The organism is Thiobacillus sp. SCUT-2, from assembly GCF_035621355.1.
Lineage (GTDB): Bacteria > Pseudomonadota > Gammaproteobacteria > Burkholderiales > Thiobacillaceae > Thiobacillus > Thiobacillus sedimenti.
On record NZ_CP141769.1, the window covers coordinates 745,367 to 770,890 of the forward strand.

A 25,524-nucleotide genomic window follows, 5' to 3' on the forward strand; every position below is an offset into this window, starting at 1 on the left:
ATTCTTTGCTTATCCGCGAAGGACGCGAAGGAACGCGAAGTCATTCTCTTCGGGTTTCCTTCGCGCCTCTTCGCGTCCTTCGCGGACCAAAAAAGGTTTTTACGCCTTGCCGAACATCTTCAGCACGGCCTTCACCACGTCCTCGTGATCGGGGATCGTCGCCTTTTCCAGCGTGTGGTTGTAGGGCTGCGGCACCAGGGCGGAGTGCACGCGCACCGGCGCGGCATCGAGCTCGAAGAAGCATTCCTCGTTGATGATCGCGATCACCTCGGAGCCGACGCCGACCGGGGCTTCGTCTTCCTCGGCGATGACGGCGCGGTGGGTCTTGCTGACCGACGCCTTGATGCCGGCGCGGTCGAGCGGGGCCAGCGAGTAGAGGTCGACGACCTCGGCCGAGATGCCGTACTGCTTGTCGAGGATCTCGGCGGCCTTGAGACACCAGTGCACCGAGATGTTGTAGCCGAACAGCGTGACGTCGGTGCCGGCGCGCGCGACTTCCGAGCCTTCCAGCGGATGGAAGTATTCGCCGTCCGGGACCTCGCCCTTCATGTTGTACATCAGCTCGTGCTCGTTGATGAACACGGGGTCGTCGCAGCGGATCGCCGACTTCAAGAGGCCGTAGGCCTGCTTCGGGTTCGACGGGGTGACCACGCGCAGGCCGGCGATGCCCATGAACACCTTCTCCATGCGCGCCGAGTGCTGGGCGCCGAGCTGGTGAGCGGCGCCGCCGGCGGAGCGGAACACGCACGGCGCGGCGAGCTGGCCACCCGACATGTAGCGCACCTTGGCGGCCGAGTTGAACATCTGGTCCATCGCCAGCCAGGCGAAGTTGACCGACATGATCTCGACGATCGGGCGCACGCCGAGGAAGGAGGCGCCGACCGCCAAGCCGGTGAAGCCGTTCTCGGAGATCGGGGTGTCCATCACGCGCAGCGGGCCGTATTTCTCGTACAGGCCCTTGGTCGCCTTGTAGGTGCCACCGGCGACGCCGATGTCCTCGCCCATGCAGATGACGAGCGGATCGCGTGCCATTTCTTCGTCGTGGGCGCGCTGGATCGCTTCCCAGTACATGATGTTTGCCATGCTGTATTCCTTAGATTGCAGCGTCGCGGAGCGACGGCGTCGTCCCCCTCGCCCGCGGGCGGGAGAGGGATGGGGAGAGGGTGATGGTCATGGCGATGACCATCAGGCAGCCTTGCCCGTGAGCCACGGGAGCTGGGATTCGCGGTCGGCGAAAACGTACTTTTCGAGATCCTCGACGCGGGGTTCGGGCGATTCCTCGGCGAACTTGATCACTTCGTTCTCGATGTAGGCGTCGGTTTCCTTTTCCAGCGCTTCGAAGTCCGCCATCGTCATCGCGCCCTCCTTGATCAGGCGGTCGCGCACGATGAAAATGGGGTCGCGCTGCTTCCACAGTTCCTCTTCCTCGCGGGTGCGGTAGCCGCGCGAGTCGGACATCGAATGGCCCCGATAGCGATAGGTCATCAGCTCGAGGAAGAAGGGGCCGTTGCCGGCGCGCACGTGGTCGACCGCCTTGCGGGCGTGCTCGTAGACCACCTCGATGTCCTGGCCGTCGCATTCGTCGGCCGGGATGTTGTAGGCGGCGACGCGCTTGTGCTGGTGGATCACGGCGGTCGAACGCTCGATCGAGGTGCCGATGCCGTAGAGGTTGTTTTCGCAGACGAACAGCACCGGCAGCTTCCACAGCGCGGCCATGTTCATGGTCTCGTGGAAGGTGCCCTGGTTGTTGGCGGCGTCGCCGAGGAAGCAGATCGCGATCTCGTCGCCGCCCTTCATCTGGATCGCCTTGGCGATGCCGGCGGCGAGCGGGAAGGGGCCGCCGACCAGCGCGTAGCCGCCCATGAAGCGCTTGGCCGCGTCGAAGATGTGCATCGAGCCGCCGCGGCCCTTGGAGGAACCGGTCTCCTTGCCGTAGAGCTCGGCCATCACTTCCTTCGGGTCCGCGCCGCACTTGATCGCGTGCACGTGGTCGCGGTAGCCGGTGATCACGTAGTCGTGGCCGGGACGCGCGGCTTCCATCACGCCGTTGCAGCAGGCTTCCTGGCCGGGATAGAGGTGGAGGAAGCCGCCGATCTTGCGCTCGATGTAGGCCTGGTAGCAGCGCTCCTCAAAACGGCGGTGCAGCACCATTTCGCGCAGCACACGTTTCTTGTCTTCAATCTTCATTCGGTTACCCTTGTTGGATGGGGCGGAAAACGCGCTGGAAAAAAATCAAACGCGCGATTATCCGGCAAACCCTGCCGCCCATCAAGAAAACGCCTCGTTGAAAGACTCGACATGTTGCCAAAACTGACTGAAAACAAACAGGAAATCACTGCAAGAACGCTGGAAGCCGCAGGCCATGCGCTGGTCCTGCTGCCGCATTCGAAAACCCTGCCCGACGTGCCGGGCGGCGAGATGCTGAAGGCCGTCATGAAGCGGCGCGAACTCAAGGTCGACGCGCTCGCCAAGGCGCCCGTCGCGGTGCAGCTTGCCGGCGGCACGCTGGCGGTGTTCGCGATGCTGAAGGCCGGCGCCCCCACGTTCGAGATACACGAGCAGGTGCGCAAGGCCATCGCACTGCTGATGGCCGAGCATCCGAAATCTCTGGTGCTGGCGGTGCTCGGCGAGTCGGACTTCCGAGCACGCGCCGCCGAAGCGGCGGTGTATGTCGCGCTGGTCAACGCGGTGCCGCTGCCCTCGCGCAAGTCCAAGCCCGATCCGGTACTGAAAGGCATCCAGCTTCATGGCCACAAATCGGCCGACGGCTTCGCGCGCATGCAGGCGCTCGCCGAAGGCAACCTGCTGACGCGCAGCCTCACCGTGCAGGGCCCGGACGAACTCACGCCCGGCGTCTACCGCAAGCGCATCAAGGCGCTCGCCAGGCAATACGGCTGGAGCGTCGAGGAGTATCCCTTCGACAAGCTGAAGAAGATGGGAGCGGGCGCCTTCTGCGCGGTGGCGCAGGGCTCGCCGGCGAAGGATGCGGCGGTCGTGCGCGTCAGCTACAAGGGCCCCAAGGCCAAGTCGAAGCCGGTGGCCTTCGTCGGCAAGGGCATCTGCTTCGACACGGGCGGCCACAACCTCAAGCCCGCCAAGTACATGCAGGGCATGCACGAGGACATGAACGGCTCGGCGGTGGTGCTCGGCATCCTCGCCGCGGCGTCGCGGATGAAGCTGCCGGTCGCGCTCGACGGCTGGGTCGCGCTCGCCGAGAACCACATCAGCCCCGCGGCCTACCGGCAGAACGAGGTGGTGACGGCGCTCAACGGGACGACGATCGAGATCGTCCACACCGATGCCGAGGGCCGCATGGTGCTGGCCGACACGCTGACGCTGGCCGCGAAGGCCAAGCCCGGCCTCATCGCCGACTTCGCCACGCTGACCGGCTCGATGCACTACGCGCTCGGCAGCCGGATGTCCGGGCTGTTCGCCTCCTCCAGCGCGCTGGCGCACCAGGCCTCGCGCGCCGCCACCGCGAGCGGCGAGCGCATCGTCGTCTTCCCCTATCCCGACGACTACGACGCGAGCCTCGATTCGACCGTGGCCGACGTCAAGCAGTGCAGCATGGAAGGCGAGGCCGACCACATCCTCGCGACGCGCTTCCTCTCGCGCTTCGTCGGCGACACGCCCTGGCTGCACATGGACCTGTCGGGCCACAGCTGCAAGGGCGGGCTCGGCGCGGTGATGAGCGATGCGAACGGCTTCGGCGTGGCGTGGGGGATCGCGCTGCTGGATCAACTGAAGCCGGCCTGATGCGTCGCGCCGTCGGGATCGCCCGCAGTCTGGAAAGACGCCGGAGGTGAGAGGAGGACCCGGCGCCCCCTGAGGATGCCGGGCCCGACCGGCAGCCGTCGCGCGGCCGGGCCGCGCAGGCGCCTGGAAGCGGGCGTATCAGTCGTCGTCGCGACCGTGGCGCCCCTTGTGATGGCCGCGGTGCAGACCGTTGTCGTGATGGCCGCGACCCTCCTCGTAGACGACTTCCCGTTCGACGACGGAGCGCTTGGAATCCTTGGATCCAACCGCGGCTCCCGTGGCGCCGCCGATCGCGCCGCCGATGATCGCACCGTCGCGGCCGCCGATCGCCGAACCGACCGCCGCGCCGGCACCACCGCCGATCGCGCCGCCCAGAACGGCTCCCCCGTCGATGCCGCCCGCGAAAGCGGGGGTCGCGCAGGTTGCCAGGGCCAGAATGACGAGAGTGTGCTTGCGTACCATGTTGATCCTTTCCCGTGAAAAAAAGCGAGCGACCCATGCGGGGCAGGCAGCGTGCCGGCGGGGCAAGCGCTTGAGCTGCGACATAAGCGTGCGGGGCGCCCGGAACAAATGTGCTGTATCCCGGCGGAAACCGACGAGAGACGACATATTACCGCGACGCAATGCACGTGCGGGGCGCTACGCCGGTGTGCGCGCATGAAGGCGGAACGTCTGTCGTCGGGCACGCTTTGGCGGAACCCTGGTTGCGAAGGAAAATGGCGGCCATGACGGCCGCCCCCACCGATACCCTCGCGCCTCACGCGATCGACGTTCGCTACCTCGACGAGGCGCTGCTCGTGCTCGACAAGCCCGCCGGCCTGCTCTCCGTGCCGGGACGCGGGGCCGACAAGCAGGACTGTCTTGCCGCGCGCGTCCAGGCACGCTACCCCGACGCGCTCGTCGTGCATCGGCTCGACATGGATACCTCCGGCCTGATGCTGATGGCGCGCGGCACGGCGGCGCAGCGCGCGCTGTCGAAGGCCTTTGCCGCGCGGGCGGTGAGCAAGCGCTACATCGCCGTCGTGGCGGGCACGCTCTCCCCGCCGCAGGATGAATGGGGCACGATCGACCTGCCGCTCATCTGCGACTGGTCCAACCGGCCGCGCCAGGTCGTCGATTTCGCCAACGGGAAGCCCAGCCTCACCCGCTGGCGCGTGCTGGCGCATGACGAAGCCGGCGTTTCCACGCGCGTCGAACTGGAGCCGGTGACCGGGCGTTCGCATCAACTGCGCGTGCATCTCGCGGCCCTTGGCCATCCGATACTCGGTGATCCCCTCTACGCGCCGCCTCAGGCATGCGCCCAGGCGGGCCGTCTGCTGCTGCATGCGTGGCATCTGCGCATCCCCCATCCGCTCGGCGGGCGTGAGCTCGCATTCGAGCGGCCCGCACCGTTCTGATTCGTAGCGGCCGCCTCGCCCGGCCGGCCCATCCGGTGCCGCGTGCCACACCAGCGGCGCCGGCCATCGCGCGGTCACGCGCATGTCATATTGCGCTGCGACACTGCCGTCGTTGGAAGGTCGGAGCGTCGGACGCGCGCCGCTGCGCGAGGCGTCCGCTTCGGCCCGCCGTCGTGGCACGGCGTCCGCTCCTCGCTGCACCGGGGTCTCGGGCCGGCGCAGCCATCCGAATGATCAGGCCGAAGAGGGAGACGAACGTGGCAATCGCAGAAATGAAAATTGGCACCCGGATGGGACTGGCGGGTGGCCTGATCCTGGGTTTGATGCTGCTGGTGGCGATCATGGGGCTCACGCGCATGGCGCAGACCCATGGCTACCTGGAAACGTTCGCGCACGAGCGCATGGTCAAGCTGCGGCTGATCGGCGACATGCGCAACGCCCTTCAGACCGAGGCCGTCGCGATGCGCAACCTGGTGCTTCTGACCGACGACGCGGCGATGGAGGCCGAGGTGAAGCGGATCCGCCAGCAGCGGCAGGCTTACGTCGAGACGAGCCGGAAGCTTGCCGGCATGCTGAGGAATCCGTCTGAAAAGGCGCTCCTTGCCAGGCTGACCGAGGCGCGTGCGCGGACGGAACCGCTGCTCGACAAGGCGATGCAATTCGCGCTCGGCAATCCGATCGAGGCGACCAGGGTTCTGGTGCAGGAAGTACAGCCGGCGCAGCAGCAGGGGCTGCAGGCGCTCGAAGGCCTGACGGCCTTCCAGGAAAGCGAAACCGCAAAGGCTGTCGAGGCGGCGGGCGCGGCCTATGCCGACGCACGCATGCTGATGCTTGCGATGACGGCGATCGCCCTGCTTCTCGGGGCCCTCGTCGCCTGGCGCATCGCCCATTCCGTCACGAACGGGATCAGGCGGGCCGTGAGCGTTGCGCAAGCCGTCGCGGCCGGCGACCTGACGGGAGACATCGAAATCGCTTCCCGCGACGAATTCGGCCAGCTGATGACGGCCTTGCGCGAGATGAACACCGCCCTCGTCGGCATCGTCGGCCAGGTGCGGACCGGCACCGACACCATTGCCGTGGCCTCGCGCGAGATCGCCTCCGGCAACGCCGACCTGTCGAGCCGCACCGAATCGCAGGCCTCCAGCCTCGAGGAGACCGCCTCCTCGATGGAGGAGCTGACCAGCACCGTCAAGCAGAACGCCGAGAACGCGCGGCAGGCGAACCAGCTGGTGGTCTCCACCGCCGACGTCGCGGCCAAGGGCGGCGCCGTCGTCGGCCAGGTCGTCGACACCATGGCCTCGATCAAGGACAGCTCGCGCAAGATCGCCGACATCATCGGCGTCATCGACGGCATCGCCTTCCAGACCAACATCCTCGCGCTCAACGCCGCGGTCGAGGCCGCGCGCGCCGGCGAGCAGGGGCGCGGCTTCGCCGTCGTCGCCAGCGAGGTGCGCAGCCTCGCGCAGCGCAGCGCGAGTGCGGCCAAGGAGATCAAGACCCTGATCGAGGACTCCGTCGGCAAGGTCGACGCCGGCAGCGAACTCGTCGACGAAGCCGGCAAGACCATGGACGAGATCGTCACCTCGGTGAAGCGGGTGACCGACATCATGAGCGAGATTGCGGCGGCGAGCCAGGAGCAGAGCGCCGGGATCGAGCAGGTCAACCAGGCGGTGGGCCAGATGGACGAGATGACGCAGCAGAACGCTGCGCTGGTCGAGGAGGCGGCGGCTGCGGCCGAGAGCCTGCAGGACCAGGCGGCCAAGCTGGCCGAGGCGGTCAGCGTGTTCAGGCTCGGGCCGCCAGCCATCCCGGTTCCGGCCGCTGGGCCAGTGGCGACGCCGGCACCGCCGGCGGGGGCACGCCGGCGGCCGGCGCTGATCGTCATGCCGGCGCCGAAACCGATTGCTGCCGCGAGCTAGGGGGCTGGCACCTTGAAAGCCCTCTAACGCGCCGACAGGTAGCGCGGGAAGGCCTGCTTGTCGAGCAGGATCTCGATCAGGTTGATCGCGCCGGTGAGGTCCGCGTTCGCGAACAGCGCATCGAGGTCCTCCTCGGTTTCGACGCGGTAGTGCGTGACGCCGAACGACTGCGCGAGCAGGCCGAAGTCGGGGTTGACGAAATCGCAGTCGATGTAGCGGCCGTCGTAGAGCTGGAACTGGTTCTTGCGGATCAGCGACAGCGTGCCGTTGTTGATCACCACGACGTTGAGCGGGATGCGGTGGTTCACCGCGGTCATCATCTCGAAGCCGCACATCTGGAAGCCGCCGTCGCCGAGGATGGCGAAGGTCGGGCTGTCCTTGGCGAAGCAGCGTGCGCCGATCGCCGCGGGAATCGCGTAGCCGAGCGAGGAGATGCCGGTGTTCGGGAAGTAGTGGTTGCGCTCGGAGACGTCGAAGTAGCTCTGCGCGAACACGATGTTGTCGTCGAACACCAGCGCGTCCTGCGGGAAGCGCGCGGCGAGGCGCTCGAAGAAGCCGCGTGCCAGCTGGAACGCCGATTCGTCGGCGGGCTCGGGTTCCGGCGCGCGCATCGCGCGATGCCGCGCCAGCGCGGCGGTGTCCTTGGGCGGCATGCCGGCGGCGTCGAGCGCGGCGAGCAGGTCCTCGGTCACGGCGCGGAGGTCGCCGCACAGCGCGAGGTCGGGGTTGAACACGCGGCCGAGCTGGGTGGCGTCGCGATCGACCTGGGCGAGCTTCTTGCCGTGCGTGAGCTTGGAATCCCACAGGTAGCTGGTGCGCTCGTTGAATCCGGCACCGAGAAAAATCAGCAGGTCGGCGTGGTCGACGAGGTAGCGGCGGGCGTTGCCGTTCGAGGTGACCCCGAGGCAGCCGAGCGAAAGCGGCGTGCCCTCGGCGATCACGCCCTTCGCCTTGAGGCTGGTGGTGACCGGAATGTTGTAGCGGGCGGCCAGCGCAGCGACGGCGTCGCGCGCGCCGGCGCGGATGCAGCCATAGCCGGCGACGATCACCGGCGCGCGGGCGTCGCGGATCAGCGCGGCGAGCGCGTCCACCGGCGTGGTGTGGCGGACCACCGTCGGGCGCGGAATGTGCACCTGGTCGAGCACGGCGTCGTCCACCCTCTCCTTCTGCACGTTGTACGGAATCGACAGCAGCACCGGTCCCCGCTCCCGCCCGAGCAGCGCCTGGGTGGCCTGGTTCAGCACCTGCCCGAGGTAGTCGGTGCGCTCGATCAGGCGGTGGTAGCGCGTGATGCTGGCGAACAGCGCGCCCTGATTGATGGCGCCGCCTTCGCCCGCGCTTTCCTGCAGGCCGCCGCGGCCGAAGATGTAGGTCGACGTCTCGCCGGTGATCGCCAGCACCGGCAGGCGTTCGGCCCAGGCGTTGGCGATGCCGGTGATGAGGTTCGTCGCGCCGGGGCCGGCGGTGGCGATGCAGGCCGACGGCCGGTTCGACGCGCGCGCGTAGCCGCCAGCCATGAAGGCCGCGCCCTGCTCGTGCTTGACGAGGATGCTCTTCACCTGCGAATCGTTCAGGCGGTCGTAGATCGGCAGCACGTGCGCGCCGGGCATGCCGAACAGGGTGTCGATCCCGAGGCGCTCCAGATACCGGACGATCAGTTCGCTGACGGAGATGTTCATGCGCTTGTTATGGTGTTCTGCAGTCTCGCTCCCGTCCGGCGCGTTCCAGCGGCGCGCGGGGCAGGGGAGATTTGAGCACAAGACGCCGTGGCGGAAAACCGCGCCGATGGCGTGGGATCGCGGCGAGGGAGGAGGGGAGGGCGGCAGCGGGCACGCCACAGCGCGTGCCCGCTGCCCCGGTGAGGGCGAGGCTCAGGCGTGCGCCAGCTGCTGCTCGATTTCGATGAAGGTGTTGGCCAGTTCGGTGGTCTCGACCGTGACACCGAGCTGCTTGCACAGCTGCGACAGCGAGAGCAGGCCGCGCACCATCTGCCGGCCTTCGGTGTGCTCGACCACCAGCGCGTGCTGGCGGCCGCGTGCCTTCAGCGTTTCGAGCACATGCCCGACGCGCGCGTGGGCGATGTCGTCGTAGTCGACCGCCTCGAGCCGCTCGACCGGCGTCATGATGTCGGCGACGACGACCTCTTCACGCCGGATGCCGCGGCTCTGCACGATCTGCATGGGCTTTTCGCCATGGATGTCGGTGCTGGTGATCAGGCCGGCGACGCGGTCGAGGCTGTCCATCACGAACAGCAGGCGCACCTTGCGGCGGAACATGCGCTCCTCGGCCTGCTTGATGGTGTCGCCGGGGGTGGCGATGAAGGCGGTCAGACGGCGGAAGTCCGTCATGACGTCGAGGGCCGGGTTATCGAGGGCGACGCGCTCGGGCAGGATGCAGGCAGGGCGCAGCAGGCCGGCATCTTTCTCCACGTTGCGGGCAGGCAGGCGGGTGTAGGTCATTGTCATGGCGTGTCTCCTTCATCGGTTGCTGGATCCCGTCCGCCATGTGGCACGGGCGGTGCGGGAAGCGGTCATCCTGTTCCTCGGCGTCCGGCCTGTCCATTCAAGATTTTTTACCCCTACATAAAGAGATGTTTTTCGGACCGGGCAGGCTTATCCCGCCTGCAGCAGCTTCTGGTAGGCCTCCTCGAACAGCCTGACGCCGTCCGCCTGCAGGCGCTGGCCGACCTGATCCATGTCGATGCCGAGGCGCGCCAGTGTGTCGAGCTGCGTGGCCGCCTCCGCCGCGCCTTCCTCCAGCCGCGCCGCCGGCTGGCCGTGGTCGCGCAAGGCGGCGAGCGTCTTGTCGGGCAGGGTGTTGATCGTTTCGGCGCCGATGAGCGGCTCGACGTAGAGGAGGTCGGGGTAGGCGGGGTTCTTCACGCCCGTGCTCGCCCACAGGAGGAACTGCGGCGAGGCCCCCTGCCGGGCCAGCTCGGCGAAGGGGGCGCCGTGGAACGTGTCGCGATAGCGCCGGTAGGCGATCCTGGCCATGGCAACCGCCGCCTTGCCGCGCAGCGCCAGCGCCTCCTCGGTGCCGATCGCGGTGAGGTGCGTATCGACCAGCGTGTCGACGCGGGAGAGGAACAGGCTCGCCACCGCCTTGCTGCGGCGCACGTCGGCGCCCGCGCGCGTGCGCGCCGCGAGGCCGCGGAGATAGGCGTCGAAAACGGCCTGCGTCTGCGCGACCGAGAACAGCAGGGTCACGTTGACGTTGACGCCGAGCGTGGTCAGGGCCTCGAAGGCGCTCAGCCCCTCCGGCGTGCCCGGCACCTTGATCAGCAGGTTGCGCCGGTCGACCGCCGCCGCCAGTCGCTGGGCCTCCGCCACCGTGCGCGGTGCGTCGTAGGCCCAGCGCGGCGCGACCTCGAGGCTGACGTAGCCGTCGCGTCCGCCGCTCGCTTCATGAACGGGATGCAGCAGATCGCACGCCGCCTGCACGTCGGCGACGATCAGCGCCTCGTAGCGCCGCTCGGCGTCCGGCTCGGCGGCCTTGAGCCGCGCCAGGTCGTCGGCGTAGTAGGGGCTGGTCTGCAGGGCCTGGTGGAAGATGGTCGGGTTCGACGTCACGCCCGATACGCCGTCCTCGGCGATGTAGCGGGCCAGCGTGCCGTCGCGGATCAGGCTGCGCGACAGGTTGTCCAGCCAGAGGCTCTGGCCGAGGGTGGTAACGTGCTGCGTGGCAAGCATGGGCGCTCCTCTCTCGCGTTGTCTTCAGGATAGGACAAGCTGCCGGCGGCAAGTTCAGCGGACGCCGCGTTCCCGGGGCAAAGCCGCGCCTGTGCTAGACTTCGGCGCAATTTCCGCGTTCCGTTTCCGGTATTCCCATGTCAGGCAGCACCCTCGGCAAACTGTTCTGTGTCACCGTGTTCGGCGAATCGCACGGCCCGGCGATCGGCTGCGTGGTCGACGGCTGCCCGCCCGGCATGGCGCTTGCCGAGTCCGACATCCAGCACGACCTCGACCGCCGCAAGCCGGGCACCTCGCGCCACGTCACGCAGCGGCGCGAGTCCGACACCGTCGAGATTCTCTCCGGCCTGTATGAAGGGAAGACGACCGGCACGCCGATCGCGCTGCTGATCCGCAACGAGGACCAGCGCAGCAAGGACTACGGCAACATCGCCGAGACCTTCCGCCCCGGCCACGCCGACTACACTTACACGCAGAAATACGGCTTCCGCGATCCGCGCGGCGGCGGCCGCTCGTCGGCCCGGCTGACCGCGCCCATCGTCGGCGCCGGCGCCATCGCGAAGAAGTGGCTCAAGGAAAAGTACGGCATCACGGTGCGCGGCTGCATGAGCGCGCTGGGGCCGATCGACATTCCCTTCGAGTCGTGGGACGAAGTGGAGGCCAACGCCTTCTTCGCGCCGAGCGCCGCGATCGTGCCGCAGCTCGAGGCCTACATGGACGCGCTGCGGAAATCGGGCGACTCGGTCGGGGCCAAGGTCACGGTGGTGGCCGAGAACGTGCCGCCCGGCTGGGGCGAGCCGCTCTACGACAAGCTCGACGCCGACCTCGCGCACGCGCTGATGGGATTGAATGCGGTCAAGGGCGTCGAGATCGGCGACGGCATGCAGGCGGCGCGGCAGAAGGGCACCGAGCATCGCGACGAGATCACGCCCGAAGGTTTCCTCTCCAATCACGCCGGCGGCGTGCTGGGCGGCATTTCGTCGGGACAGGCCATCGTGGCCCATGTCGCCATCAAGCCGACCTCGTCGATGCGCCTGCCCGGGCGCTCGGTCGACCTGCACGGGCAGCCGATCGAAGTGGTGACCCACGGCCGCCACGACCCCTGCGTCGGCATCCGCGCCACCCCGATCGTCGAGGCGCTCACCGCGATCGTGCTGATGGACCACGCGCTGCGCCACCGCGCGCAGTGCGGCGACGTCGCGAGCGGCACGCCGGTGGTCCCGGGCAACGCGGCGTAACGCCTGGCCAGCGTCAGTTCAACGCCAGACTGAAGCCTACGGACATGGCGTAGGCGTGCGTCAGCTGCAGGCCGTTCACGCGCTGATACAGCGGCAGCTCGACCTGTCCGTAGACGCTCAGATTGCGCGACCAGGCGTAGGCCAGTCCCGGCACGAACGCCACCTCGGTGTGCCCGCTGTCGGCGGGCTCGGCGTTGACGCCGCGATCGTGGTTCACGTACAGCGCATTCCCCTGCAGGATCAGGTCGAGCCTGCCGTGCACCGGCAGCAGCCAGCCCGCCTGCACGCTGGTGCGCCAGCCCGGCTGGTAGCCGTCGCGGGCATCGAGCGGCGCCTGCAGCGACAGGTTGGCGAACAGGCTGCCCGGCATCGTCAGCGGCGAGTAGGCGAGGCCGCCGCCCAGCAGCAGGTCGGTCGTGCCGCTGCCCGGCTGCACGCTGCGTTCCGCGACCTCGCCCGCCGCATTGCGCACGTCGGTGCGGCCGGTGGGCAGCTTCAGCCCGCCCTGCAGGCTGCCGGTGAGGCCGCCCGCCGTGCGGACCGGCGGCTGGTAGCGCAGCGTCATGCGCATGTCGCCGATGTTGTCGAACTGCCAGGCCTCCAGGTCCGGCGCCCCGGCGGCCTGGTGAACGTGCTCGCGGTTGGAGTAGGGCAGCATCAGCCCGGCGCTCCAGCCGGGCGCGAAGCCGTAGTCGAGCCCGAGCAGCGCGTTGCGGTTGAGCGTCTTGATTTCCTCGTGGTCGGCGGCGACGGTGCCGGGGGAGACCTTGTCCGAGCCGTGCCGCAGCTGGTCCATCTTCAGGTACTCCAGCTGGCCCCAGACGCGCCAGCCCTGCGCCGCGCCCTGGGTGATCGACAGCCAGTCGTTGGAGGTGGAACAGAAGGCGGCGCCGCAGCTTGCGTGGGCGTTGACCGCTAGCAGGCAGCCGGCGAACGCCAGCCCGAGTCGTGCTTTCATGCCAAGGTCTCCCTTTGTGAGTGCGGCAGATTGTAGAGAATGGCGCGGCACTGGCGCTGCGACAAATTGACGCAGGCGCCGGGGGGTTTGACGAATCGTCGGCGTGCGCTAGGGTTCAGAGTCCTGTGCGGGGGGAAACCACCGATGCGACTACCCATCAGCCTGAAAATCTTCAGCATCACCATGGCGCTGCTGGCGCTGATGGTGATCGTCACCTGGCTGTCGGTCCTCAATTTCCGGCATCTCAACAACCAGGTTCGCGCCTTGTCCGATTACTACCTGCCGCTGCAGCAGCAGGTGGCCAGCGTGGAAATCCTGATCCGCGACCAGATGGTCCACATGGAGCGGGTGATGGCCGGCATGGAGGTCGCGAAGCCCGATCCGGCATACCTGGCGAAGGAGTCGAACGCGTTCGACATGCGCGGGATCAACGCCGACCAGATCGTCGATTCGTCGCTGCGCATGCTGGGCGAAGCCGAAGCGGAGAAGGGGATCGCGCTCGACCGCGTGACGCTCGCCGTCCTGGCGCGGGAGCTGCCGGCGATCCAGACGACGCGCCAGCAGTTCCATGCGACGTTCCGCCAGTTCCAGATCGAGGCGCAGGAGGGCACGCCGCGCTCGGAGAAGATCGTGCGCGAAGCCCTGCTGCAAGCGAAGGATGCCGTCGACGTCGAGATCGGCAAGACCACCGACATCCTCAACAAGCTGACCCAGGACACGGCCAGCCAGGCCAAGGCCGAGGAGGCGCGCGCGACCACGCTCAACTGGAGCGTGACCGGCATCGCCACCGCGCTCGGGCTGATCTTCGCCACCTTTGTCACGCGCGCGCTGGTCGACCCGGTCAAGCGCCTGCTGGGCGGTACGCGCGCGGTCGAGGCGGGCGACCTGGACGTCGAAATCCTGGTGCGCACCCACGACGAACTGGCCACGCTCGCCACGTCGTTCAACCACATGGTCGTCGGCCTGCGCGAGAAGGAGCGCATCCGCGAGACCTTCGGCCAGTACGTCGACCCGCGCATCGTCAAGAGCCTGCTGGACAACCGCATCGCCGCCGACCGCGGCGAGCGCCAGGTGATGAGCGTGTTCTTCTCCGACCTCGAAGGCTTCACCCGCATGTGCGAGGGCCTCACGCCGGACGCGGCGGTGCGCTTCCTCAACCGCTATTTCGCCATGATGGCCGAGGTCATCCGCGGGCGGCAGGGCATCGTCGACAAGTATATCGGCGACTCGGTCATGGCCTTCTGGGGGCCGCCCTTCACCGACCCGGCCGACCACGCGCGGCTCGGCTGCCTCGCCGCGCTCGAGCAGACGAAGAAGATGGACGACTTCCGCGCCGGCCTGCCCGAGCTGTTCGGCATGAAGCACGGCCTGCCCGAGGTCAACGTGCGCATGGGGATCGCCAGCGGCGAAGTCACCGTCGGCAACATCGGCTCCGAAACCTCGCGCGGCTACACCGTCATCGGCGACACCGTGAACCTCGCGTCACGGCTGGAGCAGGCCAACAAGTTCTACGGCACGCGCATCCTCGTCAGCGAGGGCACGCGCGACCTCGCGGGCGACACCCTGGCGTTCCGCGAAATCGACAGCCTGCGCGTCGTCGGCAAGCTGGAGCCGGTCAAGGTGTACGAGCTGATCGGGCTTGCCGCCGAGGCGGGGGACGCCGCGCGCAAGGCGGTACAGGCGTACGAAGAGGGACTCGCGCGCTACCGCGCGCAGGACTGGGAGGCCGCTGATGCCGCGTTCCGTGAATGTCTGGCAGGCGCGCCGGGAGACAGGCCCAGCCAGGTCATGCTCGAGCGGATTGCGGCGTTCCGGCAGACGCCGCCGGAGGCGGGATGGGACGGGGTTTGGGTGGCGGCGAGCAAGTGAGTCGCGTGGCTCCCTGACAGGGGCGTGGCGCATCGTGCCGGTGGACCGCTATCCCGGAATATCGGCCTCGACAAGCTGGGCGAGCAGCGCGAGCGATTCCTGCCAGCCCAGATAACAAGCCTCGGGCGGAATGGTACCCGGTATGCCTTCCTGCGCCACGTTGAGCTCGGTCCCGCAGTCCACCGGGGCCAGGGATACCGTCGTATGCATTTCACCCGCCAGATTCGGGTCATCGAATGTGTCCGAGTGAACAATACGTTCGTGTGGGATCAGTTCGAGGTAGGTGCCGCCAAACGAATGGCTCTGACCGGTGCCGAAATTCTTGAACGACATCTTGTAACTGCCGCCGACACGCGCGTCAAGATGATGCACCTTGCCGGTAAATCCGGCCGGTGGCAGCCACTTGACCATGGCGTCGGCGTCGAGAAAGGCCCGATAGACTCTCTCGGGCGGGGCGCGCAAGACGCGGTGAAGGCGCACGGTGTTTGTGGGCATGAGGGATCCTCCGTTCGACGTGTTTGCAGTGCAGGATGCAATGTCTGCCGTGAAGCTGGCCGCGTGTCTATTCGGTGATGGCCTCATCCCCGTGACATGTGCACCCCGGCTCGGTGCTCGCGCTGCCGTCGCAGCAGATGATCTTGCCGGCACGGCAGCCGCATACACCCTTGTGACCGGAGCAGCAGTTGATCTGGGCGAGCTGGTCGCCTTTGGCGCGGGCGAGGCAGGCCTGGGTCGCGGCCGCGTCGTGCCGGGCGGCGGCGAGCAGGGCGGCCGCGCTCGAATCGGCTGCAGCAGGGAATGAGACCCTGGCGCTCGAAAGCGCGAACAGGACAAGCAGAGTGCGAAGGCGCATGGCGGTCTCCTCGGGCAAGGCGGGCTGACTCACTATAGCCGATCGCCCGCGGGCTTACGCGTCGCGCGGCAGCAGCGCCAGCAAGGCCGTGGCGGCGACCAGGACCGCCGCCAGCAGCGTGAAGGCGCTGGCGTAGCCTGCGGTGCCGACCATCCAGCCGGTCAGCACCGGGCCGATCGACTGACCGACGTCCATCACCGTGCGCAGCACGCCCATCGAGGCGCCGTAGCGGCCGTTGCGGGTGAGATCGGCGACCAGCGCGGAGGTGGACGAGGTGACGGTGGCGAAGCCGAGGCCGAAAGTCAGGCTCAGCGCCGCCAGCGTGAGGAAGCCGGGCGCGATGGGCACGAGCGCGACGCTCGCCGCGCCGAGCAGCAGGCCCGGCAGGATGACGCGCCGGCGGCCGATGCGGTCCGACACGCGCCCCATCAGCGGCTTGGATAAGACGATGCTGACGAGCTGCACGCCGAGGATGATGCCGATCTCCCAGGCGGGAATGCCGAGCGATGCGGCGTACAGGGCGAGGAAGGCCTCGACCGCGCCGAAGACCAGGTACTGGGCCGCCTCGATGAGGCTCACCAGCATGATGCCGCGGTCGCGCAGCACGGTCGCCAGGCTCGCCCAGAAGTGCGGCAGCGCAAGTTCCGCCTTCGGCCTCGGCGCGTGGTCGCGCAGGAGGAGGCCTGCCGCCAGCGCCAGAACGCCGCTGACGGCGCAGGCGACGTAGACGGCGTGGAAGCTCGCGAGCGAGATCAGCGTGCCGCCGAGGAAGGGTGCGATCGAGCGCCCGACGATGGTGGCCGACGAATAGGTGGAGAGCCGCGCCGCGCGATCGGCGGTGTAGCGCTCGGCGATCGCCGCGGTGGCGACGGTGCCGAAGATCGCGGTCGCGAAGCCGTGGTAGAAGCGCACGGCCATCAGCTGCCAGGGTGTGCTGACGCCCAGGTACAGAAGCGGCGCGGTGGCGAAGACGACGAGCGAGGCGAGCAGCACGCGCCGATGCCCGAGATGGTCGGAGAGGGCGCCCGCTGGGAAGCTGATGAGGATGCCGGGAATCGTCGACGCCATGACGATCCAGCCGATCTCGGCCGGTGTCGCGTGGAGCGCGTGGGCGAAGAGCGGCAGCACGGGCGTCTTCGACAGCGTCGAGCTGAAGATGGCGAGTCCGCCGATGACGGCGACGAGGACGAAGAAGGAGGGACGGGCGGACGGCATCGGGTGCGGCGGGTCGTGATATCCGGAATGTAGTGCGAAATTCTGCCGCATGCGAAACAATCGCTGGCAGAAATCGCCCTCGAGCCCCAGACGATGTCTTCCCAGCCTGCCACGGTCCTGTTCGGCGCCTTCGACCGCCACAACTTCGGCGACCTGCTGTTCCCGCATCTGCTCGAGGCGCTGCTGCCCGGGCGGCGCTTCGATCTTCGCGGGCTGGCCGCCCGCGACCTCCGGCCCTTCGGCGGCCACCGCGTAGCGCCGCTGGCGGGCGCGGCGACGCATCTGGTCCACGCCGGCGGCGAACTGCTGACCTGCACCGCGTGGCAGGCGGCGGTGATGCTGCGCGATCCCGCCGAAGTGCCGGCACTCGTCGCGCGCTACGACGCCGACCCCGACGCGGCGGCGGCATGGGCGGCCGCCGCGCTCGGCACCGCCCGCCGCCTGCCCTACGTGGTCGGCCGCGAAGCGCTGATGGCGGGCGGGCGGCTGATCTTCCACGCCGTCGGCGGCGTCGAATGGCGCCTGCTGACGCCGGTGCAGCGTGCCGAGGCGACGAGGGCACTACGCGCCGCCGACTGGGTCAGCGTGCGCGACCGTGTCACCCAGGCGGCGCTGGGGGGCGACGGCATCGACGCGGCACTCTGCCCGGACCCGGCGGTGATGGTGGCGGAATGCTTCGGCGAGACGATCCGGCGCCACCAGCAAATGGGCGCGGTGCAGGTGATGCGCGAGACGTTCCCGCGCGGGTGGATCGCATGCCAGTTCAGCGCCGATTTCGCGGATGACGCCAGCCTCGACGCGCTTGCCCGTGGGCTCGCGGCGACGAGTCGGGAGACCCGCTGGGGCATCGCGCTGTTCCGCGCCGGCGCGGCGCCGTGGCACGACGACCCTGTGCTCTACGAACGCCTTCGGCTGCGCCTGCCGGCCGGCATGGCGGGCGTCTTCCCGTCGCTGCATCTGTGGGACATCTGCGCGCTCATCGCGGCCAGCCGCGCCGTGGTGTCGAGCGGCCTGCACGGGCGGCTCGTCGCGCTCGCGCACGGCCTGCCGCGCGTCAGCCTGGCGCCGCCGCAGGACAGCGGGCGTCCCGGCAAGGTGGCGGCGTTCGCCGAGACCTGGGAGCCGGAAGACCTTCCGCGCAGCGTGCCGGTCGAAGCGGTCGAACCCGCGCTGCGGCAGGCGCTCGCTGTGCCTGCCGACGTGCTGCAGGACACGGCGGCGCACCTGCGCGCGCGCTACCGTGCCGGCCTGGCGCAGTGGGCCGGCCTGTTGCCGCGCGAGCGACATGCGCAATAATCCAAGCAGTCCTTTCCCTGAACCCCGACCATGCCGACCACGCCCCTGTCGCCCGCCGAACTGCGCCTGACCATCGATCCCGCCGCGCTCGGGTTTTCCGACACGTCGGAACTCGAGGACGAGCCGCTGCCCTGGATCGGCCAGGCGCGTGCCGAGGCGGCCGCGCGCTTCGGCCTGGCGATGGACCAGCCGAACTACAACCTGTTCGTGCTCGGCGAGGTCGGCAGCGGCCGCTCCTCGCTGCTGAAGCAGGCGATGGTCGAGGAAGCGGCGAAGCGGCGGGTACCGCCCGATCTTTGCTACCTCCACAATTTCGACGCGCCCGAGCGGCCGGCCGCGCTGCGCCTGCCGGCCGGCGAGGGCCGGCTGCTGCGGCAGCGGCTGGCGCAGGCGGTCAAGACGCTGCAGAGCGGGATCCCGAAGCGGCTCGAAGGCCAGGACTACAAGGCCGAGAGCGAGCATATCGAGCAGGCGTGGAAGGACCAGGTGGCGCGGCACTACGCGGAGCTGACCGCATTCGCCGAGGCGCGCAGCTTCTCGCTGCACCGCGAGGCCGGCCGCATGGTCTTCACGCTCACCGGCAAGAAGGGGCAGGCGCTCACCGAGGACGAGGTGCTGGCCCTGCCGAAGGCGCGTCGCGCCGAAGTCGAGCAGGCCGAACTGGAGCTGCGCGCCGAGATCACCCGCTACATCGACAAGACCCAGCCACTCGAGCGCGCGATGAACGATGCGCTGGCCGCGCTGCGGCGGCAGGTCGTGAAGCCGCTCGTCGAGCGTGAGCTGCAGGCGATCCGCGACGGCATGAAGAAGCAGATCAAGGACGCGACGAAGCTCAACGCCTGGCTCGACGCAATCGAGCAGGACGTGTTCGACAATCTGGAGCTGTTCAGCGGCGGCGAGGACGACGAGGACCGCCAGGCGGAACTGGCGGCGGTGCTGGCGCGCTACCGCGTCAACCTCGTCGTCGACAACGGCGGCCTCGCCGGGGCACCGGTGATCGTCGAGGAGAATCCGCTGTTCCGCGCGCTGTTCGGCAGCATCGAATACCAGTCCGAGAACGACGTGCTGGTCACCGACTTCACGCGCATCCGTGCCGGCAGCGTGCTGCAGGCGCACGGCGGCTTCCTGATGCTGCATCTGCGCGACGTGCTGGCCGATCCGCTGGTGTGGGAAAAACTCAGGCGTTTCCTGCGCAGCGGACGCCTGCAGATCGAGGAACCCGGCGTCTCGTTCTCGCCGATCGCGGCGGTTTCGCTGGTGCCGGAGGCGGTCGACGTCGAGGTCAAGCTGGTGCTGATCGGCTCGCGCGAGCAGTACTACGAGCTGCAGGAGGCCGCGCCCGAGATCGCGCGGCATTTCCGCGTCAAGGTCGATTTTGCCGACAGCTTTGTCGCCGGCCCGGCGACGCGCCGCGCCTCGGCGATTTTCGTGGCGCATGCCTGCCGCCAGTGCGGCCTGCCGCATTTTTCGGCGGCGGCGGTGGCGCGCCTGCTCGAGGAGTCGCACCGCGAGGCCGACGACCAGGCGCGCGAGAGCGCGATCTTCGCGCGCACCGAGGCGCTGGTGATGGAGAGCGCAGCGATCCGCCGCGCGCGCGGGCCCGGCCTGGTCGAGGCGGAAGACGTGGAGGCGGCGCTCACGGCCCACGCCGCGCGCCACGACTATCCCGAGCAGCGCCTGCGCGAGGCGATCGTCGACGGCGACGTGCTGATCGACGTGGCCGGCGCGCGGACGGGCCAGGTCAACGGCCTCACGCAGATCGACCTGGGCGACGCACGCTTCGGCCTGCCGGTGCGGTTGACGGCCCGCACCTATGCCGGTGAGGACGGGTTGCTCAACATCGAGCGCGAGGTCGAGCTCTCGGGGCCGATCCACGACAAGGGTGTCTTCATCCTGCAGAACTACCTCGCCGCGCTGTTCGCGCATCTGGCGCCGCTGACACTCAACGCATCGATCGCGTTCGAGCAGCAGTATCACGGCGTCGAGGGCGACTCCGCCTCGTGCGCCGAGCTTTTCGCCCTGCTGTCGGCGCTGTCCGGATTGCCGCTGCGGCAGGGGATCGCGGTCACCGGCGCGCTCAACCAGCACGGCGAGGTGCTGCCGGTCGGCGGCATCAACGAGAAGATCGAGGGCTGGTTCCGTGTCTGCGAGGCGGCCGGGCTGGACGGCAGCCAGGGCGTGCTGATCCCGGCGCGCAACCGCCGCCACCTGATGCTGGCGCCGCGTGTCGTCGACGCCGTTGCGGCAGGGCGCTTCCATGTTTACGCGGTGAGCCACGCGACCGAGGGCCTCGCCCTCGTGACGGGCATGGCGGCCGGCGAGCCGAATTCGGTGGGGCACTACCCGCACGGCAGCGTGCTGGGACAGGCGCAGGAAACCCTGCTCGCATACCGTCGCGCCGTGCAGCACCAGGAGCACGCGCGGGCACCGCGGCGGCCGTTCCGCGCCGGCGAGCGCCCGCAGCGCCGCTAGCCGGCCTGCGACCGGGCGGGCGGTGAACTATAGTGAAACAGGTCAATCGCACTGGAGGACCTGATCATGAACGCACTGCATCGCATGGAGCGTTTTCTCGACCGGCACATGATTCCCTTCGACATCGTCGCCCACCCGCATACGCACACCAGCGCCGAAACTGCGCGCGCGGCCGGACTCGATCCGGGCCGGGTGGCCAAGGGCGTGCTGCTCGACGGCGTCGGCTGCCAGATGGTGGCAATGATTCCCGCTGACAAGGAAATTCACCTGGGCAGGCTGGGCCAGGATCACGGCGTCGATTTCCGGCTCGCCGACGAGACCAGCGTGAGCCGCCTGTTCGGAGAATGCGAGCCGGGCGTCGTGCCGGGGCTGCCGAATGCCTGGGGGGTGGAGATCGTCTGGGACGACGACCTCCTGGCGAAGCCCGACGTCTACCTGGAGGCCGGCGACCACGAGCGCCTGCTGCACATCGAGACGCGCTACCTGCGCGAGGCCTTTGGCGACGCGCCGCACTGCCACTTCAGCCAGCCGCGCATGCAGCACCTGTCGTGATGCCCGCGCGACGCGGATATCCGGATCGGCGAGGGGTGCCGGCCGCAGGGGCGTTTTGGCCGTGCCGGCAGGCGCGCGCAGCCACGACCGTTTCGGCCCGGATGGTGTGACGGAAAAAGCGCTTGGCGATCCCGTGCTTCTGTGTTATCAATACGCCGTCTGTTGGTTTCAAGCTTTGAATTGCGGTACCTCTGGTAAGGCTTTTTCCTTGAAATTCGATTGATGGGGCATGTTGCCCAATTTTTTTTAGATGGATAGGAAACAAGATGGAAACGGGTACCGTTAAGTGGTTCAACGATGCAAAAGGCTTTGGCTTCATCACCCCGGATAACGGCGGCGAAGACCTTTTCGCGCATTTCTCCGCAATCAACGCCAGCGGCTTCAAGTCCCTGCAGGAAAACCAGCGCGTCAGCTTCGAAGTGACGACCGGCCCCAAGGGCAAGCAGGCCGCCAACATCCAGGTCATCGCGTAAGCGCCCCGACCCGATGTGAAAAACCCCGGTTCGCCGGGGTTTTTTTATGTTCCAACCATCCGAGCATCGTCATGGCCCTGCGCGCGACCATCTACAAAGCCGACCTGCAGATCGCCGACATGGACCGCCATGTCTACGCGGATCATGCGCTGACCATCGCCCTGCATCCCTCGGAAACCGTCGAACGCATGATGGTGCGCGTGCTGGCGTACGCGCTCCATGCCGAGGACGGCATCGCCTTCACCCGGGGGCTGTCCGAGGTCGACGAGCCGGACGTGTGGGCGAAGAACCTCGCCGGCGAGATCACGCTGTGGATCGACCTCGGGCAGCCGGACGAGGCGCGCATCCGCCGTGCCTGCAGCCGCGCCGACCGGGTCGTGGTGATCTGCTACGCAAGCAGCTGCGACGTCTGGTGGAAGCAGATCGCGAGCAAACTGACGCGCTTCGCCAATCTGACCGTCCTGCAGCTGCCGGCCGCGACGGCGCAGGCGCTTGCCACGTTGGCCGAGCGCAGCATGCGCCTGCAATGCCTGGTCCAGGATGGCGAAATCTGGGTCAACAGCGAAAGTGCCAGCGTGCCGGTGAAACTGGCCACGCTGCAGCCGGCTGCCTGAAGCCCGCGGCGTTGCCGTCTCCGCGGCCGTTCACTTGCCCGGCGGACAGTTCCGGACGCACACCGTCTCGCTGACACGCTGCCCGCCGCAGCCGACGAAGCAGGTGTCCCAGGCCGGCAGGCAACCGCAATCGGCCTGGCATTGGGTCTTTTCCAGCTTTGCCCGCACGCCCTCCCGCGTCGGCATCACGGGTTCGGGATAGGGAAACGGGTAGGTCGGCATCGGCCACGGATCCCACCAGTAGGGATAGCCGAATGGGTAGGTGTTCATCCACTGGAAGCGCAATTCCATCTCGTAGCGGCGCAACTCGGCGGCGTAGCGCTTGAGGTCGAGCTCGTATTGCCTGAGTGCCTCGGCGTAGCGCGCTTCCACCTGCGGCTCGAGTGCCTTCGTGCACGCCTGGTAGCGCGCCTGGCAGTCGCCTTGGCACGCCGCGCGGGCCGTGTCGCAACGCTGAACGCAGGCACGCCCCTGGGCGTCCGCCGGCGGAATCAGGCGGATGGTCGTCTGGTATTGCGGCGTGGCGCAGCCGGCCACGAGCGCGAAAATGACTGCGGCGGCAAGCGACGGAGCGAGAGAAGGCAGGCGCATCGTGCAACCCGGAGAAAACGCACGCTCATCCCAGCATAGGCGCTTTTCGCGATTAGTCAGCGCCGAGAAAGCGTCCTTCGAGCTCCTGGAGATTGAGCGCCTGCAGGATCTGCTGCAGGCGCTCGCGCGCATTGCGGCGCGGCTTGCCGGTCTGGGTGGCGACGATGAGCTCGTTCTTCAGCGAATGTTCCCAGCCGACCAGCTCGGTGACCGTGACCGCGTAGCCGTGCGACTCCAGCTGCAGGCAGCGCAGCACGTTGGTCACCTGGCTGCCGAATTCGCGCGTGTGGATGGGGTGGCGCCAGAGCTCGGACAAGGGCGTCAGCCCGAAGGATTCGTTCTTGTGTTTCCGGAGAATGGCGGCCACCTCCGCCTGGCAGCAGGGCACCAGCACGATGTGGCGCGCCTTCTTCGCCAGCGCGAAGCGGATCGCGTCGTCGGTCGCCGTGTTGCAGGCGTGCAGTGCGGTGACGATGTCGATCGTCGGCGGCATTTCGTCCGACGCGATCGATTCGGCCACCGTCGCGTCGAGGAAGGACATGCGCGGGAAGCCCAGCCGTGCCGCCAGCGCACGCGATTTCTCCACCAGCTCGGCGCGCGTCTCGATGCCGAAGATGTGTGCCGGGCGCTCCTTCAGGTAAAGGTCGTAGAGGATGAAGCCCAAGTAGGACTTGCCCGCACCGTGGTCGGCGAGCGTCAGCGTGTCCTGCCGGCCCAGCACCTCGTCGATCAGCGGCTCGATGAAATGGCACAGGTGATAGACCTGCTTGAGCTTGCGGCGGCTGTCCTGGTTGAGTTTGCCGTCGCGCGTGAGGATGTGCAGCTCCTTCAGGAGCTCGACCGACTGGCCGGGACGCAGCACGTCGGCGAGCGGATCGGCGAAGCGGCTCTTGGCGGCCGAATGGGGGGCGGATTTTTTCATGTCGGGCCGAGCAGGCGCACCTCGCGCTGCGGGAGGGGAATCTGGATGCCGCGCGCGCGGAAGGTTTCGAGAACCGCCTGCGTGACCTCGCCGCGGGTTGCATGGAAGTCCGCCACGGCGGTCCACGGGCGGATCGCGAGTTGCACGCTCGAGTCGGCCAGCGTCTGCACGTGGATCATCGGCGCCGGCTCCGCCAGGATCTTGGGGTGGGCGGCAAGCAGCTCGCGCACCGTGGCCAGCGCCTGCTTGAGGTCGGTGTCGTAGGCGACGCCGACGGCGATGTCGAGCTGGCGCAGCGTGCCGAAGTTGTGCAGGATCTCGCCGACGATCTTGCGGTTGGGAATGACGATGCGCGAACGATCGGGGTGGCTCAGCACCGTATTGAAGAGCTTGATTTCCTCGACCTCGCCTTCGACATCGATGATCGCGACGTATTCGCCGACCTTGAACGGGCGGGTGAAGATGATCGTCAGCCCGGCGGCCAGGTTGCCGAGCACGCCCTGCATCGCCAGCGCGACGCCGGCGCCGGCCACGCCAAGGCCGGCGATCAGCGGCAGCAGCTGCACGCCGAGGTTCTGCAGGGCCATGATGAGGAACAGCACGAGCACGAGGATGCGTGCGATGCGGACCAGCAGCAGGCGCAGCGTCGCGTCGAGGCCGAGCCGCTCCAGCGTCGTGTCGGCCAGGCGACCGACCCAGCGCCCGACGAAATAGCCGGCCGCCAGGATCAGCAGGGCGACCAGCAGGCGGGGGCCGAACTGGATGGCGAGGTCGATCGCGGTCTGCTGGGCGTGCTGCAGTGTCTGCAACTGGTCGTTCATGGTCGGGGCCGGGCATGGGAAGGCTGAAGGGTAGCAAAATCCCCGGCCGGATAGGTCCCCCGGGGCGATGCTTGGTGCCGGTTTCCGGGATAATGCCGGATTGCCGAAAGGGTCTTGCCGTGTCTGTCGTCAACATCTCCTGCTACAAATTCATCACCCTCACCGACCGCGAGGCGCTCAAGGCCGATCTTGCCGCGCGCTGCCAGGCACTCGGCCTCAAGGGCACGATCCTGCTCGCCCCCGAGGGGATCAACGTGTTTCTCGCCGGCTCGCGCGCGGCGATCGACGCCATCGTCGCCCATCTGCGCAGCGACCCGCGCTTCGCCGATCTCGCGCCGAAGGAAAGCCTGTCGGCCGAGCCGCCGTTCGGAAAGATGCGCGTCCGGCTGAAGAAGGAGATCATCACCATGAAGATGCCGCTGATCCGCCCCGAGGCGGGCCGTGCGCCGTCGGTTGCCGCGGCGACGCTCAAGCGCTGGCTCGACCGCGGCTGCGACGACGAAGGGCGCCCGGTCGTGATGCTCGACACGCGCAACGACTACGAGGTCGCCGCCGGCACCTTCGAAGACGCCGTCGATTATGGGATCGGCATCTTCAGCGAATTTCCGCCGCGGCTGGCCGAGCGCCTCGGTGACTACGCCGGCAAGACGGTGGTGTCGTTCTGCACCGGCGGCATCCGCTGCGAGAAGGCCGCGATCCACATGCAGGGGATCGGCGTCGAGCGCGTCTACCAGCTCGAGGGCGGCATCCTGAAGTACTTCGAGGAGGTGGGCGGCGCCCACTACCGTGGCGACTGCTTCGTCTTCGACGCGCGCGAGGCGGTCGGCGCGGACCTGCAGCCGGCGGCTGGCCGCGTGCATCGCTGAACGGCGTGACGCGAACAGCCGCC

General features: G+C 68.2%; 24 protein-coding genes. 11 read left to right on the plus strand and 13 right to left on the minus strand.

What is annotated here, in order from left to right; genetic code table 11:
• Positions 1–99: 99 nt before the first annotated feature.
• Entirely contained in the window at positions 100–1,083 is a 984-nt protein-coding gene (locus tag VA613_RS03610; RefSeq protein ID WP_324780499.1) for an alpha-ketoacid dehydrogenase subunit beta, read from the minus strand.
• 102 nt (positions 1,084–1,185) lie between these two features.
• A complete protein-coding gene (gene pdhA, locus VA613_RS03615; RefSeq protein ID WP_324780500.1) occupies positions 1,186–2,187 on the minus strand; it encodes a pyruvate dehydrogenase (acetyl-transferring) E1 component subunit alpha in 1,002 nt (333 codons plus the stop codon).
• 111 nt (positions 2,188–2,298) lie between these two features.
• On the opposite strand from pdhA, the gene VA613_RS03620 reads away from it, so the two are divergent.
• On the plus strand, positions 2,299–3,756 hold the full coding sequence (locus VA613_RS03620; protein WP_324780501.1) for a M17 family metallopeptidase: 1,458 nt from the start codon (positions 2,299–2,301) through the stop codon (positions 3,754–3,756).
• 138 nt (positions 3,757–3,894) lie between these two features.
• On the opposite strand, the gene VA613_RS03625 is transcribed toward VA613_RS03620, so the two are convergent.
• Positions 3,895–4,218: a hypothetical protein gene (locus VA613_RS03625; RefSeq protein WP_324780502.1), complete on the minus strand. Its 324-nt coding sequence runs from the start codon at positions 4,216–4,218 to the stop codon at positions 3,895–3,897.
• 263 nt (positions 4,219–4,481) lie between these two features.
• Between VA613_RS03625 and VA613_RS03630 the strand changes: the two genes are divergently transcribed.
• Positions 4,482–5,153, plus strand: coding sequence for an RluA family pseudouridine synthase (locus VA613_RS03630; protein ID WP_324780503.1), 672 nt, complete (start codon positions 4,482–4,484; stop codon positions 5,151–5,153).
• 272 nt (positions 5,154–5,425) lie between these two features.
• Positions 5,426–7,072 (plus strand): methyl-accepting chemotaxis protein, encoded by a 1,647-nt coding sequence (locus VA613_RS03635; RefSeq protein WP_324780504.1) that lies wholly within the window; start codon positions 5,426–5,428, stop codon positions 7,070–7,072.
• 23 nt (positions 7,073–7,095) lie between these two features.
• Here VA613_RS03635 and VA613_RS03640 read toward each other — a convergent pair whose 3' ends face one another.
• The 3 genes from VA613_RS03640 to tal all read right to left on the minus strand — a co-directional run bounded on the left by VA613_RS03640 (position 7,096) and on the right by tal (position 10,761).
• Positions 7,096–8,751 (minus strand): thiamine pyrophosphate-binding protein, encoded by a 1,656-nt coding sequence (locus tag VA613_RS03640; RefSeq protein WP_324780505.1) that lies wholly within the window; start codon positions 8,749–8,751, stop codon positions 7,096–7,098.
• 192 nt (positions 8,752–8,943) lie between these two features.
• Positions 8,944–9,537 carry a CBS domain-containing protein gene (locus VA613_RS03645; RefSeq protein ID WP_324780506.1) on the minus strand — a complete coding sequence of 198 codons (594 nt, stop codon included), beginning with the start codon at positions 9,535–9,537 and terminating at the stop codon, positions 8,944–8,946.
• Between the two features lie 147 nt (positions 9,538–9,684).
• On the minus strand, positions 9,685–10,761 hold the full coding sequence (gene tal / locus VA613_RS03650) for a transaldolase (RefSeq protein WP_324780507.1): 1,077 nt from the start codon (positions 10,759–10,761) through the stop codon (positions 9,685–9,687).
• A 137-nt stretch (positions 10,762–10,898) separates the two neighbouring features.
• On the opposite strand from tal, the gene aroC reads away from it, so the two are divergent.
• Positions 10,899–11,999 carry a chorismate synthase gene (aroC, locus tag VA613_RS03655; RefSeq protein WP_324780508.1) on the plus strand — a complete coding sequence of 367 codons (1,101 nt, stop codon included), beginning with the start codon at positions 10,899–10,901 and terminating at the stop codon, positions 11,997–11,999.
• 13 nt (positions 12,000–12,012) lie between these two features.
• Here the strand turns inward: aroC and VA613_RS03660 are convergent, their stop codons facing one another.
• Entirely contained in the window at positions 12,013–12,957 is a 945-nt protein-coding gene (locus VA613_RS03660; protein WP_324780509.1) for a hypothetical protein, read from the minus strand.
• A 144-nt stretch (positions 12,958–13,101) separates the two neighbouring features.
• On the opposite strand from VA613_RS03660, the gene VA613_RS03665 reads away from it, so the two are divergent.
• A complete protein-coding gene (locus VA613_RS03665; protein ID WP_324780510.1) occupies positions 13,102–14,826 on the plus strand; it encodes an adenylate/guanylate cyclase domain-containing protein in 1,725 nt (574 codons plus the stop codon).
• Positions 14,827–14,874: 48 nt separating this feature from the next.
• On the opposite strand, the gene VA613_RS03670 is transcribed toward VA613_RS03665, so the two are convergent.
• The 3 genes from VA613_RS03670 to VA613_RS03680 all read right to left on the minus strand — a co-directional run bounded on the left by VA613_RS03670 (position 14,875) and on the right by VA613_RS03680 (position 16,894).
• The gene (locus VA613_RS03670; protein ID WP_324780511.1) at positions 14,875–15,321 is read right to left on the minus strand and encodes an SRPBCC family protein; all 447 of its coding nucleotides are present in this window, start codon (positions 15,319–15,321) and stop codon (positions 14,875–14,877) included.
• Positions 15,322–15,388: 67 nt separating this feature from the next.
• Positions 15,389–15,679: a hypothetical protein gene (locus VA613_RS03675; protein ID WP_324780512.1), complete on the minus strand. Its 291-nt coding sequence runs from the start codon at positions 15,677–15,679 to the stop codon at positions 15,389–15,391.
• Between the two features lie 54 nt (positions 15,680–15,733).
• A complete protein-coding gene (locus VA613_RS03680) occupies positions 15,734–16,894 on the minus strand; it encodes an MFS transporter (RefSeq protein WP_324780513.1) in 1,161 nt (386 codons plus the stop codon).
• A 93-nt stretch (positions 16,895–16,987) separates the two neighbouring features.
• Between VA613_RS03680 and VA613_RS03685 the strand changes: the two genes are divergently transcribed.
• The 5 genes from VA613_RS03685 (at position 16,988) to VA613_RS03705 (ending at position 22,301) form a co-directional block, all read left to right on the plus strand.
• Positions 16,988–18,190, plus strand: coding sequence for a polysaccharide pyruvyl transferase family protein (locus VA613_RS03685; RefSeq protein WP_324780514.1), 1,203 nt, complete (start codon positions 16,988–16,990; stop codon positions 18,188–18,190).
• A 30-nt stretch (positions 18,191–18,220) separates the two neighbouring features.
• Entirely contained in the window at positions 18,221–20,662 is a 2,442-nt protein-coding gene (locus VA613_RS03690; protein ID WP_324780515.1) for a Lon protease family protein, read from the plus strand.
• 66 nt (positions 20,663–20,728) lie between these two features.
• On the plus strand, positions 20,729–21,214 hold the full coding sequence (locus VA613_RS03695) for an aminoacyl-tRNA deacylase (protein WP_324780516.1): 486 nt from the start codon (positions 20,729–20,731) through the stop codon (positions 21,212–21,214).
• Between the two features lie 266 nt (positions 21,215–21,480).
• Positions 21,481–21,687: a cold-shock protein gene (locus tag VA613_RS03700; protein ID WP_324780517.1), complete on the plus strand. Its 207-nt coding sequence runs from the start codon at positions 21,481–21,483 to the stop codon at positions 21,685–21,687.
• Positions 21,688–21,758: 71 nt separating this feature from the next.
• Complete coding sequence (locus VA613_RS03705) at positions 21,759–22,301, plus strand: YaeQ family protein (RefSeq protein WP_324780518.1); 543 nt, start codon at positions 21,759–21,761, stop codon at positions 22,299–22,301.
• Between the two features lie 30 nt (positions 22,302–22,331).
• On the opposite strand, the gene VA613_RS03710 is transcribed toward VA613_RS03705, so the two are convergent.
• Genes VA613_RS03710 through VA613_RS03720 form a run of 3 tightly spaced genes read right to left on the minus strand, consistent with a single transcriptional unit; the run spans position 22,332 to position 24,635 of the window.
• Positions 22,332–22,892, minus strand: coding sequence for a hypothetical protein (locus VA613_RS03710; protein WP_324780519.1), 561 nt, complete (start codon positions 22,890–22,892; stop codon positions 22,332–22,334).
• A gap of 52 nt (positions 22,893–22,944) precedes the next feature.
• On the minus strand, positions 22,945–23,814 hold the full coding sequence (locus VA613_RS03715; protein ID WP_324780520.1) for a class I SAM-dependent methyltransferase: 870 nt from the start codon (positions 23,812–23,814) through the stop codon (positions 22,945–22,947).
• Positions 23,811–24,635, minus strand: a complete 825-nt coding sequence (locus VA613_RS03720) for a mechanosensitive ion channel family protein (protein WP_324780521.1) — start codon at positions 24,633–24,635, stop codon at positions 23,811–23,813. The genes VA613_RS03715 and VA613_RS03720 overlap by 4 nt, the downstream gene beginning before the upstream one ends.
• A gap of 119 nt (positions 24,636–24,754) precedes the next feature.
• Here VA613_RS03720 and VA613_RS03725 point away from each other — a divergent pair, with 119 nt between their 5' ends.
• Positions 24,755–25,501 (plus strand): sulfurtransferase, encoded by a 747-nt coding sequence (locus VA613_RS03725; RefSeq protein ID WP_324780522.1) that lies wholly within the window; start codon positions 24,755–24,757, stop codon positions 25,499–25,501.
• The last annotated feature ends 23 nt before the right edge of the window (positions 25,502–25,524 follow it).